23 protein-coding genes are annotated in these 19,464 nt (G+C 42.1%); 11 read left to right on the forward strand and 12 right to left on the reverse strand.

Annotated elements, in window-relative coordinates:
* Positions 1 to 123 precede the first annotated feature (123 nt).
* Together ACQKC9_RS12880 and ACQKC9_RS12885 are read left to right on the forward strand one after the other, a co-directional pair.
* Positions 124 to 1,173: a zinc-binding alcohol dehydrogenase family protein gene (locus ACQKC9_RS12880; protein ID WP_427622209.1), complete on the forward strand. Its 1,050-nt coding sequence runs from the start codon at positions 124 to 126 to the stop codon at positions 1,171 to 1,173.
* Between the two features lie 92 nt (positions 1,174 to 1,265).
* Positions 1,266 to 1,571 carry a putative quinol monooxygenase gene (locus ACQKC9_RS12885; RefSeq protein WP_427622174.1) on the forward strand — a complete coding sequence of 102 codons (306 nt, stop codon included), beginning with the start codon at positions 1,266 to 1,268 and terminating at the stop codon, positions 1,569 to 1,571.
* 166 nt (positions 1,572 to 1,737) lie between these two features.
* Here ACQKC9_RS12885 and ACQKC9_RS12890 read toward each other — a convergent pair whose 3' ends face one another.
* Together ACQKC9_RS12890 and ACQKC9_RS12895 are read right to left on the reverse strand one after the other, a co-directional pair.
* Positions 1,738 to 1,905 (reverse strand): zinc-binding dehydrogenase, encoded by a 168-nt coding sequence (locus tag ACQKC9_RS12890; RefSeq protein ID WP_427622176.1) that lies wholly within the window; start codon positions 1,903 to 1,905, stop codon positions 1,738 to 1,740.
* A 79-nt stretch (positions 1,906 to 1,984) separates the two neighbouring features.
* Entirely contained in the window at positions 1,985 to 2,458 is a 474-nt protein-coding gene (locus tag ACQKC9_RS12895) for a winged helix-turn-helix transcriptional regulator (protein WP_427622178.1), read from the reverse strand.
* Between the two features lie 102 nt (positions 2,459 to 2,560).
* Here ACQKC9_RS12895 and ACQKC9_RS12900 point away from each other — a divergent pair, with 102 nt between their 5' ends.
* Both ACQKC9_RS12900 and ACQKC9_RS12905 read left to right on the forward strand, forming a co-directional pair.
* Complete coding sequence (locus ACQKC9_RS12900) at positions 2,561 to 3,289, forward strand: SDR family oxidoreductase (RefSeq protein ID WP_427622180.1); 729 nt, start codon at positions 2,561 to 2,563, stop codon at positions 3,287 to 3,289.
* Between the two features lie 64 nt (positions 3,290 to 3,353).
* Complete coding sequence (locus ACQKC9_RS12905) at positions 3,354 to 3,941, forward strand: 2-hydroxychromene-2-carboxylate isomerase (protein ID WP_427622182.1); 588 nt, start codon at positions 3,354 to 3,356, stop codon at positions 3,939 to 3,941.
* 118 nt (positions 3,942 to 4,059) lie between these two features.
* Here ACQKC9_RS12905 and ACQKC9_RS12910 read toward each other — a convergent pair whose 3' ends face one another.
* Positions 4,060 to 4,935 carry an MBL fold metallo-hydrolase gene (locus ACQKC9_RS12910; RefSeq protein WP_290177275.1) on the reverse strand — a complete coding sequence of 292 codons (876 nt, stop codon included), beginning with the start codon at positions 4,933 to 4,935 and terminating at the stop codon, positions 4,060 to 4,062.
* Between the two features lie 147 nt (positions 4,936 to 5,082).
* Between ACQKC9_RS12910 and ACQKC9_RS12915 the strand changes: the two genes are divergently transcribed.
* On the forward strand, positions 5,083 to 5,976 hold the full coding sequence (locus ACQKC9_RS12915; protein ID WP_427622184.1) for a LysR family transcriptional regulator: 894 nt from the start codon (positions 5,083 to 5,085) through the stop codon (positions 5,974 to 5,976).
* A 253-nt stretch (positions 5,977 to 6,229) separates the two neighbouring features.
* Here ACQKC9_RS12915 and ACQKC9_RS12920 read toward each other — a convergent pair whose 3' ends face one another.
* Both ACQKC9_RS12920 and ACQKC9_RS12925 read right to left on the reverse strand, forming a co-directional pair.
* Positions 6,230 to 7,378 (reverse strand): DUF1624 domain-containing protein, encoded by a 1,149-nt coding sequence (locus tag ACQKC9_RS12920; RefSeq protein ID WP_427622185.1) that lies wholly within the window; start codon positions 7,376 to 7,378, stop codon positions 6,230 to 6,232.
* A 160-nt stretch (positions 7,379 to 7,538) separates the two neighbouring features.
* Positions 7,539 to 8,513: a hypothetical protein gene (locus ACQKC9_RS12925; protein ID WP_427622187.1), complete on the reverse strand. Its 975-nt coding sequence runs from the start codon at positions 8,511 to 8,513 to the stop codon at positions 7,539 to 7,541.
* Between the two features lie 175 nt (positions 8,514 to 8,688).
* Here ACQKC9_RS12925 and ACQKC9_RS12930 point away from each other — a divergent pair, with 175 nt between their 5' ends.
* The gene (locus ACQKC9_RS12930) at positions 8,689 to 9,603 is read left to right on the forward strand and encodes a LysR family transcriptional regulator (protein WP_427622189.1); all 915 of its coding nucleotides are present in this window, start codon (positions 8,689 to 8,691) and stop codon (positions 9,601 to 9,603) included.
* A 79-nt stretch (positions 9,604 to 9,682) separates the two neighbouring features.
* On the opposite strand, the gene ACQKC9_RS12935 is transcribed toward ACQKC9_RS12930, so the two are convergent.
* The 6 genes from ACQKC9_RS12935 to pqqA all read right to left on the reverse strand — a co-directional run bounded on the left by ACQKC9_RS12935 (position 9,683) and on the right by pqqA (position 14,057).
* Positions 9,683 to 10,738 carry a dipeptidase gene (locus tag ACQKC9_RS12935; RefSeq protein WP_427622190.1) on the reverse strand — a complete coding sequence of 352 codons (1,056 nt, stop codon included), beginning with the start codon at positions 10,736 to 10,738 and terminating at the stop codon, positions 9,683 to 9,685.
* Positions 10,735 to 11,907, reverse strand: a complete 1,173-nt coding sequence (gene pqqE, locus ACQKC9_RS12940) for a pyrroloquinoline quinone biosynthesis protein PqqE (RefSeq protein ID WP_427622192.1) — start codon at positions 11,905 to 11,907, stop codon at positions 10,735 to 10,737. Before pqqE ends, ACQKC9_RS12935 begins: the two co-directional genes overlap by 4 nt.
* Entirely contained in the window at positions 11,904 to 12,200 is a 297-nt protein-coding gene (gene pqqD / locus ACQKC9_RS12945) for a pyrroloquinoline quinone biosynthesis peptide chaperone PqqD (RefSeq protein ID WP_427622194.1), read from the reverse strand. The genes pqqE and pqqD overlap by 4 nt, the downstream gene beginning before the upstream one ends.
* Complete coding sequence (gene pqqC / locus ACQKC9_RS12950) at positions 12,197 to 12,955, reverse strand: pyrroloquinoline-quinone synthase PqqC (protein WP_427622196.1); 759 nt, start codon at positions 12,953 to 12,955, stop codon at positions 12,197 to 12,199. Before pqqC ends, pqqD begins: the two co-directional genes overlap by 4 nt.
* A gap of 44 nt (positions 12,956 to 12,999) precedes the next feature.
* Positions 13,000 to 13,911, reverse strand: coding sequence for a pyrroloquinoline quinone biosynthesis protein PqqB (pqqB, locus tag ACQKC9_RS12955; RefSeq protein ID WP_427622198.1), 912 nt, complete (start codon positions 13,909 to 13,911; stop codon positions 13,000 to 13,002).
* Between the two features lie 71 nt (positions 13,912 to 13,982).
* Complete coding sequence (gene pqqA / locus ACQKC9_RS12960) at positions 13,983 to 14,057, reverse strand: pyrroloquinoline quinone precursor peptide PqqA (RefSeq protein ID WP_082894360.1); 75 nt, start codon at positions 14,055 to 14,057, stop codon at positions 13,983 to 13,985.
* 364 nt (positions 14,058 to 14,421) lie between these two features.
* Between pqqA and ACQKC9_RS12965 the strand changes: the two genes are divergently transcribed.
* Both ACQKC9_RS12965 and ACQKC9_RS12970 read left to right on the forward strand, forming a co-directional pair.
* Entirely contained in the window at positions 14,422 to 14,673 is a 252-nt protein-coding gene (locus ACQKC9_RS12965; RefSeq protein WP_427622200.1) for a hypothetical protein, read from the forward strand.
* A gap of 260 nt (positions 14,674 to 14,933) precedes the next feature.
* Positions 14,934 to 15,179, forward strand: a complete 246-nt coding sequence (locus ACQKC9_RS12970) for a hypothetical protein (protein WP_427622202.1) — start codon at positions 14,934 to 14,936, stop codon at positions 15,177 to 15,179.
* Positions 15,180 to 15,343: 164 nt separating this feature from the next.
* On the opposite strand, the gene ACQKC9_RS12975 is transcribed toward ACQKC9_RS12970, so the two are convergent.
* Positions 15,344 to 16,240, reverse strand: coding sequence for a 3-hydroxyacyl-CoA dehydrogenase (locus ACQKC9_RS12975; protein WP_290176895.1), 897 nt, complete (start codon positions 16,238 to 16,240; stop codon positions 15,344 to 15,346).
* A 677-nt stretch (positions 16,241 to 16,917) separates the two neighbouring features.
* Between ACQKC9_RS12975 and ACQKC9_RS12980 the strand changes: the two genes are divergently transcribed.
* The 3 genes from ACQKC9_RS12980 to ACQKC9_RS12990 all read left to right on the forward strand — a co-directional run.
* Positions 16,918 to 17,118, forward strand: coding sequence for a glutathione S-transferase family protein (locus tag ACQKC9_RS12980; RefSeq protein WP_347162403.1), 201 nt, complete (start codon positions 16,918 to 16,920; stop codon positions 17,116 to 17,118).
* A 576-nt stretch (positions 17,119 to 17,694) separates the two neighbouring features.
* Positions 17,695 to 18,657, forward strand: a complete 963-nt coding sequence (locus ACQKC9_RS12985) for an OmpA family protein (RefSeq protein WP_427622204.1) — start codon at positions 17,695 to 17,697, stop codon at positions 18,655 to 18,657.
* 88 nt (positions 18,658 to 18,745) lie between these two features.
* Positions 18,746 to 19,464 (forward strand): Ig-like domain-containing protein (locus ACQKC9_RS12990; protein WP_427622206.1); only part of this gene is annotated, 719 nt, incomplete at its 3' end.

Genomic DNA, 19,464 nt, shown 5'->3' on the forward strand with positions numbered 1-19,464 from the left:
AAGACTTATTTTTAGCCCATTTAGATAACTATCGAGTGAATTGAAGACACGCCCTAACTATATTTTCAAATTTTATTATTAAAAACTTTCTCATTAAAAACAGGACACAATATTATGCAAACTATCAAAGCCATTGGTTATCAAAACAATCTACCTATTGATAACGAACAGTCGCTACAAGATATCACCCTTGATAAACCAGTTGCTTCAGGCCGCGATATTCTCGTAGAAGTAAAAGCCATATCAGTCAATCCTGTAGATTATAAAATCCGTGAAGGGCGTCCTGCCGCAGAGGGTGAGTATGCTGTTATTGGTTGGGATGCTGCTGGTACTGTGACGGCTGTCGGTGAAGACGTCAGTTTATTCTCAGTAGGCGACAATGTCTATTATGCTGGAGATTTGACCCGTTCAGGCAGCAATGCTGAATATCAGTTGGTCGATGAGCGTATCGTTGGGCACATGCCAGCCTCTTTGTCTTTCGCTGAGGCAGCAGCATTACCACTGACGACGATTACGGCTTGGGAAATGTTATTTGACCGTTTACAAGTGCCTGTCTCTGATAGCGTAGCGAATGACAGCGATAGTAGCGAGAATGCTAATAACGTCTCAGTATTGGTCATTGGCGCAGCGGGCGGCGTTGGATCCATCCTAACTCAGTTATTAAAAACAAGAACGTCTGCTACGATTATCGGTACAGCTTCGAGAGATGAGAGCGTGCAGTGGCTCAAAGATTTGGGTGCTGATCATGTTATCAATCACCGCAACCCATTGTCTGATGAACTACAAAAAACAGGTATTGCTGAAGTAGACTATGTGGTGAGTCTCAATAATACTGAAGATCATTATGAAGAAATCATTAAATGCTTAAAGCCGCAGGGTAAGCTTGGACTGATTGATGATCCAAAATCATTAGATGCCAACCCTCTTAAAACCAAGAGCTTAAGCCTGCATTGGGAGTTTATGTTTGCACGCTCAATGTTCAATACGCCAGACATGATTGAACAGCATTATTTATTAAATGCAGTGGCAAAATTGATTGATGCAGGCGAGATCAAAACCACGGTCGCTCACAATCTTGGGGCTATCACCGCTGAACATCTACGTAGTGCGCACCAAATGCTAGAAAAACAGCAAGCGCATGGCAAGATTGTATTAGAAGGCTGGTCTGCATAACGGCATTTAGATTAATAGGTCCAATGTGACGCTTTTAGCAGATACGTTGGACCTATTTAAATCAATGATAATAATAAACATAGGATAAATAGATGAGCACGCAAGCAAACAAACCACTTACCATCGTCGCCACTATCAAAGCCAAACCTGAGCACGTTGAACAAGTCAAAACTGAGCTGCTTAAACTGACGGCAGCATCACAAGATGATCAAGGTTGTATCCAATATGATTTGCATCAAGAAAATGCAAATAGTAACGGTTTCGTGGTTTATGAGATTTGGGAAAACAACGAGTGTCTTCAGCAACATGTACACAGCCCGCATTTCCAAAACTATGTACAAGTAACAGATGGGATGGTCGATGAATTTGTCGTTACTGAAATGACAGTTATCTCATAGGTTTAATCTATATTCTGCTGCTAACAATAAAACGAATGGTTGAAAGTCATGACTGATAAGGTTGACTTTCATGCTTCAAAATAGTAGCTATTGATTTAGATATGAATGGCTTTGAATAAAATATTCAAAGCCATTCATACGCTATTTATTTGCTATTGAACGATGATTATTCTTGAGCAACGTTCAAAACGATTTTACCGACATGTTTCTTTTCTAAGAAAACCGCTTGAGCAGTATGTATCTCTTTTAATGGAAAGGTACACGCCACGATTGGATTCATTTTACGTTGTTCGATACAGTTAACGAGGTTTCGGAATACTTTAGGCTGAAGCACAATACAGCCGTAAAAGGTTAAGTCTTTTAAATAAAGTGTTCTGATATCTAGCTCTAATGGCTTATAAACCGCTACTATATTAAATACTCACTTCATCATTACCGATCCATTTGGGTCCTATTTCAACCTCAATATCACGTGCGGTAACGGCCACAGCGCACTCGGAGCATACTGTCATAGGATGCATAATGTGACCACATGCCTTGTGTCTATGTAACAGCGGTGCCCCGCGTTCATCAGCCATATATTTATCACCCCAACTGACCAATGCCAGTACGACAGAGTGCAAATCTAATCCACACTCTGTCAGTCTATATTCCTCACGTAGCGGCCGCTGCTGATAGGCGACTTTTTTTAAAATATCGTATTCAACCAGTTTGCGAAGACGGTTAGATAGGACATGACGTGTAATGCCCAAGCGTTGCTCAAATACGTCGAATCGTCTGACTCCCAAAAAACAATCACGTAAAATCATGAGCGTCCAACGATCACCAATGACTGCTAAAGTGCGAGCTATCGAGCAAGACTGTTGGTCCAGTTCATCCCAGCGCATAGGTTATCTCCTTTATCGTTAAGTCATAGGTTAGCTTGACAGGTTCCAAAAATAAAGCTATGTTTTTTTTAGTTCTAAAAAGGAACCTATAAGGAAATAGACATGAACAGAGCACCCGTAGCAGTTGTAATCGGCGCAGGCGATGCCACTGGCAGTGCTGTTGCCAGACGTTTTGCGCGAGAAGGTTTTACTTTGTGCGTGACCAGAAGGACTGTTGAGAAGCTAGAGGCATTAGTCCGTGATATCGAAGCGGCTGGAGGAGTGGTCAAGCCATTTGGTTGTGATGCACGTGTCGAGCAAGAGATGGTTGAGCTGTTTGCTCATATTGAAAAAGACATTGGCCCGATTGAAGTAGTGGTGTTTAACATCGGAGCAAACGTTCATTTCTCCATCTTAGATACGACAGAAAGGGTCTATCGAAAAGTGTGGGAGATGGGCGCCTTGGCTGGATTTTTGACAGGTAGAGAAGCGGCAAAAGTTATGATTCCACGTGCGAGGGGGACAATTATTTTTACGGGTGCAACAGCGTCTTTACGCGGTAGTAAAGGTTTTTCGGCTTTTGCTAGTGCTAAGTTTGCTCTACGGGCTCTGGCACAAAGCATGGCGCGCGAGTTGGGACCTAAAGGCATACATGTCGCACACCCTATCATTGACGGTGCTATTGATACTGACTTTATTCGTGACAACTTTCCTGAGCGCTATGAGCTGAAAGACCAAGACGGTATTTTAAATCCAGAACATATCGCTGAGCAGTATTGGCAGTTGCATTGTCAGCCAAGAGATAGCTGGACACATGAGCTGGATTTACGCCCATGGATGGAAACTTTTTAATCCTATCTGGTTAATAACCATCAAAATTTTAATGGACTTTTAATCTATTGCAAGGAATGCCAAGATGAGTAAACAAGTAGAGTTTTTCTTTGATGTGGGTAGCCCAGCCAGTTACTTGGCATGGACTCAATTAGCGAGTATCGCGCAGCGCCACAATGCCGAGGTCGTTTGGCGACCTATGTTACTTGGCGCAGTGTTTCAAGCCGTTGGTAATACCTCACCAGCTGCCGTACCTGCTAAAGGCGCTTATATGCTCAAAGACCTTAAGCGTTTTTCAGCCATCTATGACGTGCCTTTTCGCTTCAATCCATTTTTCCCAGTCAATACGATGCAGCTTATGCGCGGTGTTACCGCTTATTTGGGGACACCTAAATTTGAGAGTTATTTATCCGCTGTCTTTAATGGGCTATGGGCTGAAAAGTTAAATATGGAATCACCAGAAGTCGTGGCTGAGGTTTTGTCGAAAGTAGGCATTGATGTGACTGATTTTATGGCGCGTATTAGTGAGCCAGAGGTTAAGGCGCGTTTAAAATCTAGTACCGAAGAAGCAGTAGCACGAGGGGTGTTTGGGGCACCAAGCTTCTTTGTAAATGGTGAAGTGTTCTTTGGTCAGGACCGTTTGAGCTTTGTTGAAGATGCTTTGAGAGACTGAGATCATTAAAAGTACTGGCGTATGCTGATTGACCAAGCATTCATACGCCAGCACTTTGACACCTGTATTTTGCTAACAGACTTATCAAATAATGATATTTCTATCTAATAGTCCGTATTTACCACTTCATTTCACCTGTATTTACTTTACTGCCTATTTGTAAATTAGTATCCCCAGATAACGCGGGATAAGCTGCTTCCATAGTAGAAATCACTTTTTCTGACTGTTTAGAGTCTTGCTTTTTTGCCTCATCCAGTGCTTGCTCAAAGGTTTTTAGATAACTGAGAGTGAAATCAACAGCATAGTCTTTTTTGAGTAGGTTGCCCGAATAGTGACCTGGTATCACAAGGTTTGGCTCTAATTGCTTCATTTGTTCCAATGATTGCATCCACTCGCTACGAGCTTCTTTAGTTTGGGTATCAGCAGTCCACACATGCATACCTGATGTTACCGACACACCGCCGAAAACGGTTTTTGACTCTGGTACCCACATATATGCTTGATGGGTTCCCATCTCCTTGATTTCAATTTTGTGACCTTCTAGGGTCAGTGTAGACTGATCAAGTGTTTGCGGTACTGTGATCTTGGTAGGCGCATGCTTGCCAAGGATTGGACCCCAATGCTTTAATTTTGCATCTTTAGTCGCCTCAATGTGTTCAATAATCGAAGGGCTAGACATAACCTTCACATTAGGGAAGGCTTTGACTAAAGGCTGAAGACCAAAATAGTAATCTGGATCGCCTGCCGTGATATAAATCATTTTTAGGTCTTTATTGCTTTTTTTGATCATATCAACCAATGCTTCACCATCTTTAACACTAAACTGTGCATCGAACAAAATAGCATCTTTCTCGCCACTTGCCAGCACAGAAACCACTGGGAAAATAGCATTTTGATCAGGTTTATATGCTTGTAGTTGTAGATCGGCTGCGTTTGTTTGGGTTGCAAGCAGTAGCACACTGGCCGCCATAGAAGCTGTCATTAATTTTTTCATAATCTACCTGTATTTTCATTTGAGTAAATAGACCGCGTTAATGGCGGCATTCGTTGTTAGTAGCTATTCTATTCGATTGTATTTCGTTTAAATACGCTATAATTCGGTATTTACTGTTTCAGTTTTCGCGCAAATAAGGATGAAGAGATGGATAGGCTGACCGCGTTGCAGGTGTTTGTCACGATCGTTGAACAAGGTAGCTTGAGCCGTGCCGCGGACAATTTAGACATGTCTAGAGCTAAGGTAACGCGCTATCTGACAGAGCTTGAGAGCTGGATGGATATGCGCTTATTACATCGCACGACTCGAAGTCTGAGCCTCACTGCACCTGGTGAGCAGACCCTTGAGGTGGCGTACCAGTTGCTTGAATTGACTGACTCGTTGGATCAGATACGCAATAAAAACACTTTGGAGCTAAAAGGTCAGCTGCGAATCACGGCCAGCTTTTCGCTGATTGATAGCCTTTTGATGGATGTGGTTGGTCGCTTTGTTTCTCACTGGCCGCAAACAGCGATTGATATTCTTACCACTGATGATTCGGTCAATTTAGTTGATGCCCGTATTGACTTGGCGATTCGTATCACCAATGACTTGGAGCCAAATGTCGTTGCCAGACGTATCGGTGAGTGCCACTCTATCGTATGCGCTGCACCTGAGTATTTACAAAGGCGTGGCAGACCTACAGATGTACAGTCGCTTGTACATCACAACTGTCTATCGTTTGCGTATTTTGGGCGGTCTGCATGGGTGTTCGATGGGCCAAATGGTCCAGAGTCTGTTCCTATCTCTGGCAATATCAGCGCCAATATCTCTGAAGTCTTGCTCTCTGCCACGTTGCGTGGACATGGGATTAGTTTACAACCATCTGGCGCAGTCAAGTCTTTGATTGCATCTGGACAACTTATTGAGTTATTGCCTGAATGGAAACCCAAAACCTTGGGTGTTTATGTGGTTTATGCCAATCGAAAGCAGGTGACACCACTACAAAGAAAATTTATTGACTTTCTCGCTGAAGAAATAAAGTGTTCGCCTTATTGGTAGCAAGTAATGGATGGACCGATCGGAATGTTTATTTATACTATTTTAAAAACAATACAATAGATCAATAAGAAATTTTATTAAAAAACGTCAGAAAATCTATAGCAGAAACTCAAACGGTCAATAGCAACGTTACAATGATGCTTATTGACCATCTGATAATGTCTAGACTTCGCTATATCCCATATAGGCTGGCCAAGCCTGCTTATAGAATTGTTGGTTTTTTATATAGTCGCTATATCGTTGGGAACTATGGCTATAAATATTTGAGGATAGTAATGTGCTTATTACTATGTTTGAATTTAGCAAAAGCACGCATTAAGGGATACAGTAAAATGCTCAGTGCAATCGCAATGAACCAAAGTGTACTGACGTCATTTACTCCAAAATACTCTCCACGCGTCATACCGAACTGTTGAACGGCAAATACATACAGCAGTTTCAATACATAGAGATGTACGATATAAAAAAACATTGGCACAGAACCGATGACTACCAGTGGCTTTATCCATGATTTGGTTTCAATCTTTTGAAGCGTCACTAATAAAACCAGTCCTATACCCACATTCCACAATATAAAGAGCAACGATGGTGGATATTTGGTGAGATTCATAAAGCTCATGAAGGTTTCACTCAGAGTGGGCATCATCAGCCATGCTTGATCGCCGTATATATTGGCCAGTCGCAGTACCACAAATAACGCGATACTCACCATGCCAAATGTAAGTAACGTACGATTTCTCTTTTGAACAGACGTAGAGTGACCGAACACAGAGGTGCCGATGCAGTAGCCCAGTATGATAACACCAATCCAAGGCAGTACAGGATAAGAGGTTCTAAAACGAATCACCTCACCAAACTCAATCCAGCCGCGTTCATGAAGTATCAGCCACAGTGGATGGACGATAGGAATGTCGGCAAAGGAGACGGTATCTAGTAAGTTATGACCAAATATAATCACCAAGCTGAGTAGCCACAGCCATTTTTTAGGCAGACCAATAACTGCCGAGAGCGCAATCATACTGAAGCCAATCGCCCATATCACTTGGAGATACACCACGTCAGGTGGAAATTGTGCTGTCCAAGCAAAATTAATGACAATCAGCTCCAAAAACACCAAAAAAAGCCCACGTTTGATTAAAAATTCGCGGGTCATTTGAATACTATTGTGCTTGTGTTGGTATAAATAAGCAGATATTCCCGTCAGTAACACAAAAACAGGCGCACATAAATGGGCAATCATCCGGCTGAAAAACAGGGGTTCATCCGTTTCTGGTATCAGCATTGGATCAGGAACTTGATGGTGTAAGTAAAAGGTCTCTCGAACATGATCCACCATCATGATGAGCATCACAAGCCCTCGAAGTGCGTCGATCGCTTGCAACCGTTGAAAAGGTGTCGCCATACAATAGACTTCTTATAATTAAAATGAAACATTATAACATATCAATTGACGGCTATTATTCATTTAAGTGCGAATTTTCGCAGAGGTGCTCAATCATTTGGATGTTTATGCTTGTCTTAACTTTTTATGCTGTGTCTGACCTAACGATAGCGTACCGCTGTTAAAACGGTACGAAATTATCAGGCTGACTGTGCGTAGCAGTCCAACGTTGATTGGCATCAATATGACTATTAAGCCCAACTCCTCGTGGTACTTGCATATTATCGCCATACAGCCAAAGCACCATATTGGTACGTTTGCCACTGGTGATTGGATGTGCGGCGTGTGGCACCGAGCCTCTATGAATAATCGCCATGCCAGGCTTAAAAATGGCACGTTTGGTTTGCCCTAAATGGCGATCGACAAAGTCGACTTCTGATCCAGTAAAGTCTTCGCCTGGCAGATTTAGGTTAATATTCATAGTCACCGCTGAAGCATCAGTATGAAGTTGTAGCGATGTGTCGCCTGTCGGCTGGTATTGAATTGAGAACCCAAAGGTCTGAGTGTCATAGCCATAAACATTGGCAAATAACAACCGAGCGATAGGGCGCATATATTGATTCATGACTTTATGATAAAACGCCTGAAAATTAGGGGTGGCCAAATAGCCTAGCGAGCGCGCATCTAGCATGGCGCCATTACTGTTCAATGCGATACCATAAGGAGGACGTATTGGGATATTAGCGTCTGCGATTGCTTGCAGATAACGGCGCAGCGTTGACAGTTGTGTTGGGTCAAAGAGTTGCCCCTGATATACGTCAGGTAGTATCTCTTGCCATAAATTTTTAACAGCCATCTCCGTAGAAGGAGTGCGCCATGCTTGCGTCACTGCATCACGTAGAGTTGGATCAAATAATGAGTCATCAAGTACAGGCAAGTCATGCTCAGTGGTTTCCCACTCTGCCCATGCTTGCTCTAGTAACTGGCTGTTTTGATTCCAGAAATGCTCTACCGATGGTGCACGTCTAAGCATGTCTGATTTTGAAGGTAGTGGTAAGTTGCGTGCTTGCTGTAGTGCGCTCTGTTGATTATCTCCATCATGGTCGCTATGGTGTTGAGTATCCTGTGTGCTCGTAGGCCGTATTATAGTATCCATCGTGTCTCTCCAAATGTGTGAATAAACCTTGTAGGTGCATGCTACTATAATTAATGATTTTGATAATCAGCAGGTTTAGAGAAACAGTTTCAATAATTTTTATATAATGATGAGGCTAGCAGCAGCAAGCGATGGTGGTTGCTAAGTTAGACGCTAATTGAACGAAGGCATGACGATGAAAAATTTGCAGGATTTACGTATTTTTATTGAGACCGCTCGCTTAGGCAGCCTATCTGCCTGTGCTCGGCACTTAGATCTGTCGCCTGCAGTTGTGAGTGCAGCGGTCAAGCGATTAGAAGCGGAAATTGAGACGGTATTATTTGTTCGCTCTACTCGTAGGCTGCGTTTGACTAGCAAGGGTGAACAATACTTAAAGCATTGCCGAGATGCGGTGGCTATTTTGGACAATGCTTATGCAGGACTGCATGACAATGATGCTGAGCTGACGGGTACAATTCGGCTGTCGGCATCATCAGATTTGGGACGAAACCTAATTTTGCCTTGGTTGGACGATTTTATAGACATTCACCCAAAAGTGACGGTGCAGCTACATATGTCAGACAGCTATGTGGACTTGTACGGTCAGCAGATTGATTTGGCACTACGTTACGGCGCACCCAAAGATTCATCACTGGTCGCATTACCTATTGTATTGAATAATCGCCCTATACTGTGTGCATCAAAGGAGTATTTGAGCAAAATTGATAAGGATATTGGTATCCCAAAAATGCCGGAAGATTTGTCGCAGCATAACTGCTTACGTTTGGGTCATGATGAAAAGTATTTGAGCGAGTGGACCTTTGAAAAAGAGGGCAAGACTAAACGTGTGGCAGTGGATGGGAATCGTAGAAGTAAAGACGGTGACGTTGTGCACCGCTGGGCAGTGGCTGGTAAAGGCATCGCATTAAAGTCTCAGTTAGATATCGCCGGTGACTTAAAGGCAGGGAGACTGGTTGAGGTAGAGTTGGACGGCTGGCAAGTGGCCAACTATCCACTGTATTTGATTTGTCCAGAACGGCGCTTAATCGATCCATTGTTTAATGCGGTCAAAGAATACTTGATTGAACGGGTAGAGCAGGTATTAAGGTAAAACGAAAACTGATGGTTACCCTGTTTGATCAGACGAGCAAGACAGTAGTCCCTAGACAGTAATTGCTTGATTATTATGACTATTGCCATACCTTATCAAGCACCGTAAACCAGTTTTTTGACGTCACCTTTTCAATCAGTTGATTTGAGAAGTGACGTTGTTGCATCCGCTCAATCAACATGGAGATTTGACTGATATCAGATAACTCATCAGGTAGTAGGCAACCATCGAAATCAGAACCAAACCCAACATGATCTTCGCCTAGATGGTCGATCAGATAATCAAGGTGGTCGACAATCACATCGAGTGATGTTTGTGTATTACGTTGCCCATCCGCACGAAGAAACGCCACATCAAAATTCACCCCAACCAAACCATCGCTTTGTTTAATAGCAGCCAGCTGCTGATCGTTCAAGTTCCGTGCTTGTTGACAGAGAGCATGTGCGTTTGAATGTGTCGCAACAATCGGCTGGTAGGCAATCTCTAGCGTATCCCAGAAAGCGCGTTCATTCATATGCGACACATCGATCAGCATATGCTTGTCATGACAGGCCAAAACAAGCGCTTTGCCCTGAGCGGTCAAACCAGATCCTGTATCTGGAGAATGCGGAAAAGACGCATTTAAGCCATCACCGAAGAGGCTCTTTCTATTCCATAGCGGGCCAATGCTTCTGAGTCCTGCCTCATAAAACACATTCAGTAGGTCAGGCTGTATGGCCAAAAACTCAGCACCTTCCAAATGCAATACAATGCCCAGTTGCTTATTCTGCTGACAGGCTTGAATTTGCGCCAGGGAGGTGCAAATCTGAATCTGACCGTTTGATCTTGCCTGTAGTTGTTGTGCGAGTTTCAATTGCGCGCAGCAAATATCGACGATTTCTTGCGGAGTAAAATCTGAATTTGAAGGGTTGGCTAATTTGTCAGGATGGTTGTTTTTCACATAAGTGTAGGGCGGCAGGAAAATAGAAAATAATCCACCCATCCAATTCGCGTCTTTGCAACGTTGTAAGTCTAAATGTCCCGGTAACGTACCATAAATGAAATCATGTACCGGATCGGCAGCTGAACTTAGCCAAAGGCGAGTCAATAGATCGTTATGTCCATCAAATATCACAGGCTTAGTATTAGCATTCATATTTCACCTGTCACCATACGAGTAGGAATCAGTTTGTCTTTATTCAGCTGTTTATTGCTCAGTGACTTAGAATTTTTTGGATTGCGAAAGCGCAGTTCTTCAAAAGGTACAGGCGTCTCGCTATTGATACGTGCCTCCTCAATCAGGTAGTGATAAGGCGATTTGCCACAGACAGGATCGGCGTTTTTGGCATCCCCAGTTAGCATAAACGCTTGGCAACGGCAGCCGCCATAATCGCGCTCTTTATCTGGGCAGCTTTGGCAGATATCGGGCATCCAATCGTCACCGCGAAACTGATTGAAGCTCGCAGATTCATACCAAATATCCGACAGTGGTGTATGTCGTACATTAGGAAACTGTATTGGCATCTGTCTGGCAGCATGGCAAGGCAGGGCTGTACCGTCTGGTGCCACTGTTAAGAAAATCTTGCCCCAGCCATCCATACAGGGCTTTGGACGTTCTTCATAATAATCAGGCACCACAAAAATAAGTTTGCATTTGATACCACGCTCTTCAATCTGCTTGCGGTATTCATTGGTAATGCGTTCAGCTCGGACCACTTGCGCTTTGGTTGGTAGCAAACCCTCGATGTTCTCAAACGCCCAACCATAAAACTGACAAATAGCCAGCTCGACCGTGTCGGCTTCAAGCTCTAAGCAGAGGTCAATAATCTGGTCAATCTGATCGATGTTTTGCCGATGAATGACAAAGTTAAGTACCATCGGGTAATCATACTGTTTGACCAGACGTGACATCTCATACTTTTGCTCAAAGGCATGTTTTGAACCTGCCAAGGCATTGTTGACCGTTGGATCACTGGCTTGAAAGCTAATTTGAATATGCTGAAGACCTGCTTCTTTTAAACGCGCAATCCGAGCTTCAGTCAATCCCATACCCGACGTGATTAAGTTAGTATAAAAACCTTGATTGTGCGCATAAGCGACCAGCTCTTCTAGGTCTTGACGAACCAGTGGTTCACCGCCAGAAAAGCCAAGCTGCACCGCACCCATTTGCCGCGCCTGATCAAAGACATCAAACCATTCTTGTGTGGTTAGCTCATCTTTATACTGAGCATAGTCAATAGGGTTTGAGCAATAAGGGCATTGTAAGGGGCAGCGATAGGTCAGCTCAGCAAGCAGCCATAGCGGTAGTCCGACTGGCGCAGTCATACTAAATCAATCCAATGTTCACGCTGGGCGACCAGCATATATTCAATGATGTCTTGTTCGATTTCGGGCACATCGCCAAACATAGCCTGTACTTTTTGGATAATATCAGCAATAGACGCTTGACCATCTATATGTTGCCCAATGATGCTGGCACTGTCATTGAGCTTAATCATACCCTCAGGGTAGAGTAAGACATAGGCGTTTTGCGCTGGCTCAAACTGAAAACGATAGCCGTGACGCCATACCGGTACGATGGATTGATCCAGCTCAGGTAAATTAGCAGGTATACTCATTTGAACAATCCTTTATGCCAGACATTGTCAGTGGTAACGCTTTGGTAAGGAGCTTGATTATGCACATAAGCCAAGCTCAAGGCATCCAAGATCGTCCATAAGATATCGAGCTTAAACTGCAATATCTCTAGCATTCGCTCTTGTTGCTCGGCTGTTTTGAATGAGTCGAGTGTGATAGTCAGACCATGCTCAACATCGCGGCGCGCTTGACTCAAGCGTGAGCGGAAATAGGTATAGCCTTGCTCCTTTATCCAAGGATAATGCTTGGGCCAAGACTCTAAACGCGACTGGTGAATTTGCGGGGCAAACAGCTCAGTCAGTGAGCTACTGGCGGCTTCTCGCCATGAGGTGCGCCGCGCAAAATTCACATAAGCATCGACGGCAAAACGCACACCCGGTAGCACCAGCTCTTCAGAAATCACCTGCTCACGAGTCAAACCAACTGCTTCTGCCAGACCCAACCATGCTTCACGACCGCCGCCATCAGGATAGACGCCATCTTGATCAATCATGCGTTGAATCCATTCTTGACGTACGCGCTGATCAGGACAGTTTGCCATAATAGCTGCGTCTTTCAATGGGATGTTGATCTGATAATAAAAACGGTTGGCGACCCACGCTTGGATTTGCTGCTGTGTCGCTTTGCCTTCATGCATCATGATATGAAAAGGATGGTAAATATGATAATACTGACCCTTAGCCATAATCGCTTGTTCAAACGCTTCTGGGCTTAGCGCTGTGTCTTCTTCTTGCATTGTGTTCTCACCTTACGATTGCTATCTTTGCCTTACCGTTTGTCTTAAAGCTCAATCTGCATACCATCAAATGCTACTTCAACACCATGTTGTTTTAATGTCGCGGCTTGTTCAGACTGTTCATTCAATATCGGGTTGGTGTTATTGATATGGATCAGCACCTTACGAGCGTCATCGAGCTGATCTAGATAATGCAATGAGCCATCTTTACCACTAATATGTAAATGCCCCATGTCTTGGCCGGTCTTCGTACCGACACCGCACTCTTGCATTTCATTGTCAGTCCAGAGCGTACCGTCAATCATTACGCAATCAGAGCTTTTCATAATCTGCATCACTTGATCATCAATCTTACCGAGACCTGGTGCATAAAAGAGTTGTTTCTGTGTTTTTAAGTCTTTTACAATCAGAGCAATATTGTCGCCATCATGAGGGTCATTGCGATGCGGAGAGTAGGGCGGTGCAGAGCTTCTAATCACTAAAGGCGTCAATTCTAAATTGTCAAATCCTTCAATCTTAAACGTCTTTTCTGGATCAATTTGATTATATTGCAAACCACCATTCCAGTGCTTCAACATGTTAAAGAGAGGAAATCCTGTTGTTAGATCTTGATAGACCATGTCAGTACACCAAACAGGCATTGGACAACCTTCACGCAGGGTCAATAGCCCCGTCGTATGGTCAAGCTGACTGTCCATCAAGACCACATTGGTGATGCCTGTATCTCTCAATTGACGTGCTGGCTGTGCTGCCTTGAACTCAAATAATTGTTGGCGGATATCAGGTGACGCGTTGAATAAGATCCAATCCACACCATTTTCTGATATGGCTATCGAAGATTGGGTGCGGGTTTTTGCCTGAATCGTGCCTTGACGGACACCGTGGCAATTATCGCAGTTACAGTTCCACTGCGGGAAACCACCACCAGCAGCTGAGCCTAAAACGTGAATATACATAAATCAATATTTCCAAAAAAATAAAAGCCCTAATCATCTAGGGCTTTTAATGGATTGAGTGCTAATGAGTTTTAGCGTGCTTCGAAATACATAGTAACTTCGAAACCGATACGAATGTCTTGAAAAGCTGGTTTGGTCCACTGCATGGGATTACTCCGGAACGATCTTACTATTTAAGAAGTAAGATTAATAAAGTGAATGAGTGATAAAGGGTAGTATAAGCTGCCCCCCGCTGTCAATTTCTTAGATGTTAGTAAAGCGTTAACGAGCATCGATTAAGCAGTCTTTTATAGCATAAATGAAAGCCGATTTATCATACCGAAAAGACAGTATATCGAGCATAAGATTAAAAATATCTTTGAATAGTTTGAGCATAAATTCTAACTATAAAAAATCTGCTTGAGAGGAGTCAGGCGTATTTCGAGAACTTATAAGTTATACAGATATATTGCAAAAACCGAATTAATCTATAAAGTAATAGATTAACTTGATAGATACTGGAGCCTAAAGATGATTGCTGAATTACAAGGTAGTGAGTTAACCAAAGCCATCTTGGAAAATGTTAGCAACTATGTATGGTGTGCTGTCAGCAACGTCAGCGATGATTATGCTATAGCAACCATAGATAATGGTTACTACGAATTATTGGTTCCTATTGTAGCTTTCAATAACCACCAGTTCGTTTGTGATAAAGGTGAGCTATGGGAATATGCTGTCTCAGTAAAGAGAGTGGCGCTTACTCAAGATAATGTGGGGCTATAACTTACTATTAATATAATGACTGTTATACTCTGCTCTGCATGCAGATTAGTTTTGCAGCCTATGCATGAAAATCTACCATCTGTCTGCAACTTCTTGTTCTAGTTGACATTACATCTGTACTATCTATTTATAAGCTCATCTGTCTAGCCACCAATATTTTGCAACGATAGATAAAACAGGTTCGAAGATGCTCAAGTAATTGCTGTTATGAAGCCACTTGTTTAGCTTACTAATCATTGTCATTGAATAGGAGTAACAACATGGATACGGTAATTGTTGGAAGCGAATTGACTCGTTCAATGCTTGAGGATGGTCATCAAAATATATGGTGTGCTGTAAGTGACGAGAGTGATGAGAACGCTTTAGAAGATCAGGTAGGTAATGACTTCACATCTCGCATTGTGGCTTTTGAAGATGGCCAGTTCTATTGTACGGGCGGTATGCCTTGGAAGTATGCAGTGCCAATTGAAATAATTGCATTGACGCGATATGACTTTTCTTTTTAGTTAACAATATAACTTAGATAGGTTTGGATAGTTATCGCCGAAAGTAAATCCTAATATTAAGATATTTAGTTAGATAAAATGCGCGACTGACAAGGCCATTCAAGCGATGCAATATACAGCTTGAATGGCCTTTTGTGTTTTAGAGCCAGTTTGAAAGCTATTTATTATTTTAAAAAATCAGGTTGCATAAAGGCAGGGTTTGGATACGTATAAAATCCTTCACCAGTCGCGAATCCTAGTTTGTTTTGATCGATTAATTGCTCTTTTAAATATTGAGCAGCCTTGAACCTCACAGGATTTTGAGTTTTTTCAGCAGATAGCTTTGTGATGTTGTAGGCAGTGTTGATACCGATAGTGTCCAATATGGCAAAGGGACCTGACGGCGCGCCAGTTACTATCATCCACGTTTTATCTATCGTATGTGGATCGGCAACCTCTTTTGCAACCAATTGCAAAGCTGCATCTATAAAAGGCGCTAACAAACTGTTCATGATATAGCCGGGTTGCTCCTTATCCAGCGGCATTGCCACCATACCGATGGCAGTAGCAAAAGCAACAACCTCATCAAATACTTTAGGATCTGTGCCAGGATGTCCCATGATTTCGGCGACATTATGCATCCAAATTTTATTGGCAAAGTGTAGCGCTAAAAACTGCGCAGGTCGTCCTGTTGATTCTGCAAACTGACTAGGAAGCAAGGTGGAGGTATTGGTCGCAAAGATGGTTTTCTCTGGCGCTAGTTTGGCAAGTTTTTCATAAAATTCGATTTTAATTTCAGGAATCTCGGGAATGGCTTCAATCATGAGGTCAGCATCTTTGACCGCTTCTGCTAAGTCTGAGGTGTAGCTGAGATTATCAAAAGCCTTATCCAACTGCTCTTGAGTTGCTCTCAAATCCTTTCGAAAAGCCTTGCACATCAATTGAAATTTTGACTTTGCTTTTTCTAAAACCTCATCATTGATGTCATAGACACTGACATTGAAACCATGAAATGCGGCTTGAAAAGCAATTTGGTAGCCTAGGATGCCGCTTCCAGCGACAGTTACATTTTTATACGTCATTGTATTTATTTCCTAATGGTAATGGATATAAGTTGCTAGATAAATGTCTAGAACTTATAGACCTATTATTAGATGGTTTTACTTCATTATTCAACCTTCATTTTTATAAAAACATTTAAGAGAACCCAGAAATATTGCTATGTAAGTATCAGATAATTTCATACTACTTGACTTCTTATATTGTTAATTAATTCAATAACTTAATGACAATATTATTAGCTTCATACCTGAGGGTTTTGTGATAATTGAAGGCTAATTTCATATCATAACGACATTTTTAATGACTGTTGATGTCAAAATCTTGTCGACGAGGTTGTAAAGGAGGACGTAAGCAGTAATGTAGGAATACTCAACGGACCCTAGTACGTTCTAAAAATATCAGTAGACGCGACAACCTGTTTCCTAAACTGCTGATGCTTAGGGTCTTTTTGATATTTTTTGTGCCACAGCATCTGCATGGTAATCGGTGTAGGTTGATAAGGTAATGCCACGCTGTCTAGATGCTCAAATTATAAATTGAGTGCCACGGGTCTTAGCGAAGAATAACTAGAAGAACAACTAATAGAGTGCCGCAAAAACCAAACTTACGACAAAGCACTGTTAGTGTTTCACGAGCACCGTAGTACACATGGTTTTAGTCAAGAGGATGTTGATAAGGCAACCGCAGTTCTTGACGACTGTTTGCAAAAATGGACGCGCGTCTCAAAGATCATGATTGGCTAGTTGGCGATGCCTTTTCATTGGCGGATATTGCTTGGATTCCGCAACTGGTTGTTTTAGGTAGAGCAGGCTATCCTTTTGCTCAGTATGCACATTTTGAGCGCTGGAAAAATACAATTATGGCACGCCCTAGTTTTAAACAAGCAATTACTGATTAGTTGAAGTCGAGATGATTGATGACAGCAGTAAGACTATAATAAGATGCAATTATAATAGTAAAACCTTAGGGTAAAAACTAATCTTAATAGCATTGTCTGGAAAAAATAAACTTCACATACTTGCATAAACTTCGCTTCTTTATAAAAGAGTATCTCAAACAAAAAAATCACCCTAACTTGAAAAGTGCGGGTGATTTTTTTGTCTGCGTATCGACATAAACTTATAACGTCTGTAAATCTATCGACGCGAGATGAGTTAATAGTTTTTTGAGCTATTAGTAGTAATCATTAATCATTGTTAAAAGATAAGTGTGAGTTGAGGTATCTAACACAAGCCACTGGTTTTTTGATTCCACTATAGCTAGCCTAGTAAAACCTGATGAGTGGTCGAAAGTAGGTTATAAATAGTCAAAATGGACATAATAGTTCACTATAAATATAGTAAACTAATAATTAACGCTAAATTAATTCTTAGTTTATAAACATACATACTATTATTAAACTTTTAATTTGTAGAGAGTTTGACTGCTAATAAAGTATCAACAGACACATCAAACAAGAAGTCGGGATAAGACTATGAAGTTATTACTAAAAAAGAATATGGTTGCTATTATTTTGCCGATAGCTTTGTTTGGTGTGTCTTCTTGCACTATGATTTCTGGTATTGATAATGATGGTGACAGTCGTCGTATTGATGGGGTGGTATGGAACAATCAAGTCGATACTGATATTAATACTATATTAGAAACAGAAGTGGCAGCTGACGAAGCTCGCTTAGTATTTATGCGAAAAAATGACGGTCATACTGAGCAGACCAGTGCCAATATTGCTATTAATAATAGGTTTCAAACTAGCTTGCATGCAAATAATTACACTGTCGTCGAATCTTGTGCTGGTACTAATCAGTTAAGTGCGCATGCTACAGGCTTTAAAAATAATGACTTATTGGCAGATAAAACAGATTATGAGCTAACAGGAGCACAAACCTACTTTTTTCAGGTCAGTATGAGTGAAAGAGGGAAAAGCACTTTAGAGCAGATTAGTTCTGATGTTGCTTTACCATTACTGAATAATAAACGTTATCAATCACACCAGATTAGTCGTGTTATTCCCAATAACTGCAATACACCAGTATTTATCCAGCAACCTACCCGCGTTATCGTAGAACAAAAACCTGTATTAACTGAAAAAGTCATCATTGATCTTGAAGTATTATTTGAGACAGACAAAGCCAGAGTGCGACAAGACTATTATTCAAAAATAGTTGAGTTAGCAGAGTTCATGACTCAGTACCCTAATACAGTTGTCACCATTGAGGGACACACTGATAGTCGTGGTAGTGATGACTATAACCAGGACTTGTCACAGCGCCGAGTCAATGCAGTGAAAAAAGTATTGATTGAAAAATTTAATATTCCAGCAGAACGTGTAAATGCTATTGGTTATGGGGAGCTGCAACCAAGAGCCAGTAACGAGAGTGCCAAAGGTCGACAACTCAACCGTCGAGTCGTAGCCGTGATAGAAGAACGTAATCAATAATTGTGTTTTCCTTGGTGAATGGAGTCACCTATTAATAAGCTAATGTAGAAAGCATATTGAATATAAAATTAAAACAAAGGATAAAAACATGAATACGATTATAGTAAAAACTAACAGTGCGACTCAAACTATTGAGCAAGTGCCAGTAGTAACTAATAATGGCGCGCCTACCGTTATTACCGCTATGGATAAAGTGAACTACGAATTCCATGATACTGCTATTGGTCGTGCCCCTAACCATATCATCACTAAACGCATAAAGAATGATCTACATGTCTCTTTTGAAAAAGAGGGAGAAGACAGTGACCTTATTATAGAAAGTTTTTATGATGATCCAGATGCTGCTTTGATCGGCATCGCTGAAAATGGTGAATACTATTACTATATCCCTGATACTGGCGAGACTTACGACTATGTAACACAGCTAGAAGTTGGCGATGTTGAGGGACAAGCGTTAGGTGGTGAAGATTATATAGCCGCTGCTGTTATTCCTTGGTGGATACCTGCAGCAGCTGGATTAGGTTTGGTAGGTACAATTGCAGCGGCAAGTGCAAAAGGAGATGACAGTGTAGAGCCTGTGAATGATGCGCCTGTGGCAACCGATGCCGCTATTAGCACGCCAGAAGGTACCGCTATCGCTGTACCGCTGATTGCCAGCGACCTCGATGGCGACATTGAGAGCATCAGCATCAGCACCTTGCCAGATCCGGCCCAGGGCGTCTTAAGCTATACCAATGCAGCAGGGGACAGTGTGCCTGTCGTTGCGGACGCCCCGCTAAGTGCTGCTGAAGCGGCCACCGTCCTCTT

Origin of the sequence: Psychrobacter sp. NPDC078409 (genome assembly GCF_050268505.1) — a bacterium.
Taxonomy (GTDB): Bacteria; Pseudomonadota; Gammaproteobacteria; order Pseudomonadales; family Moraxellaceae; genus Psychrobacter.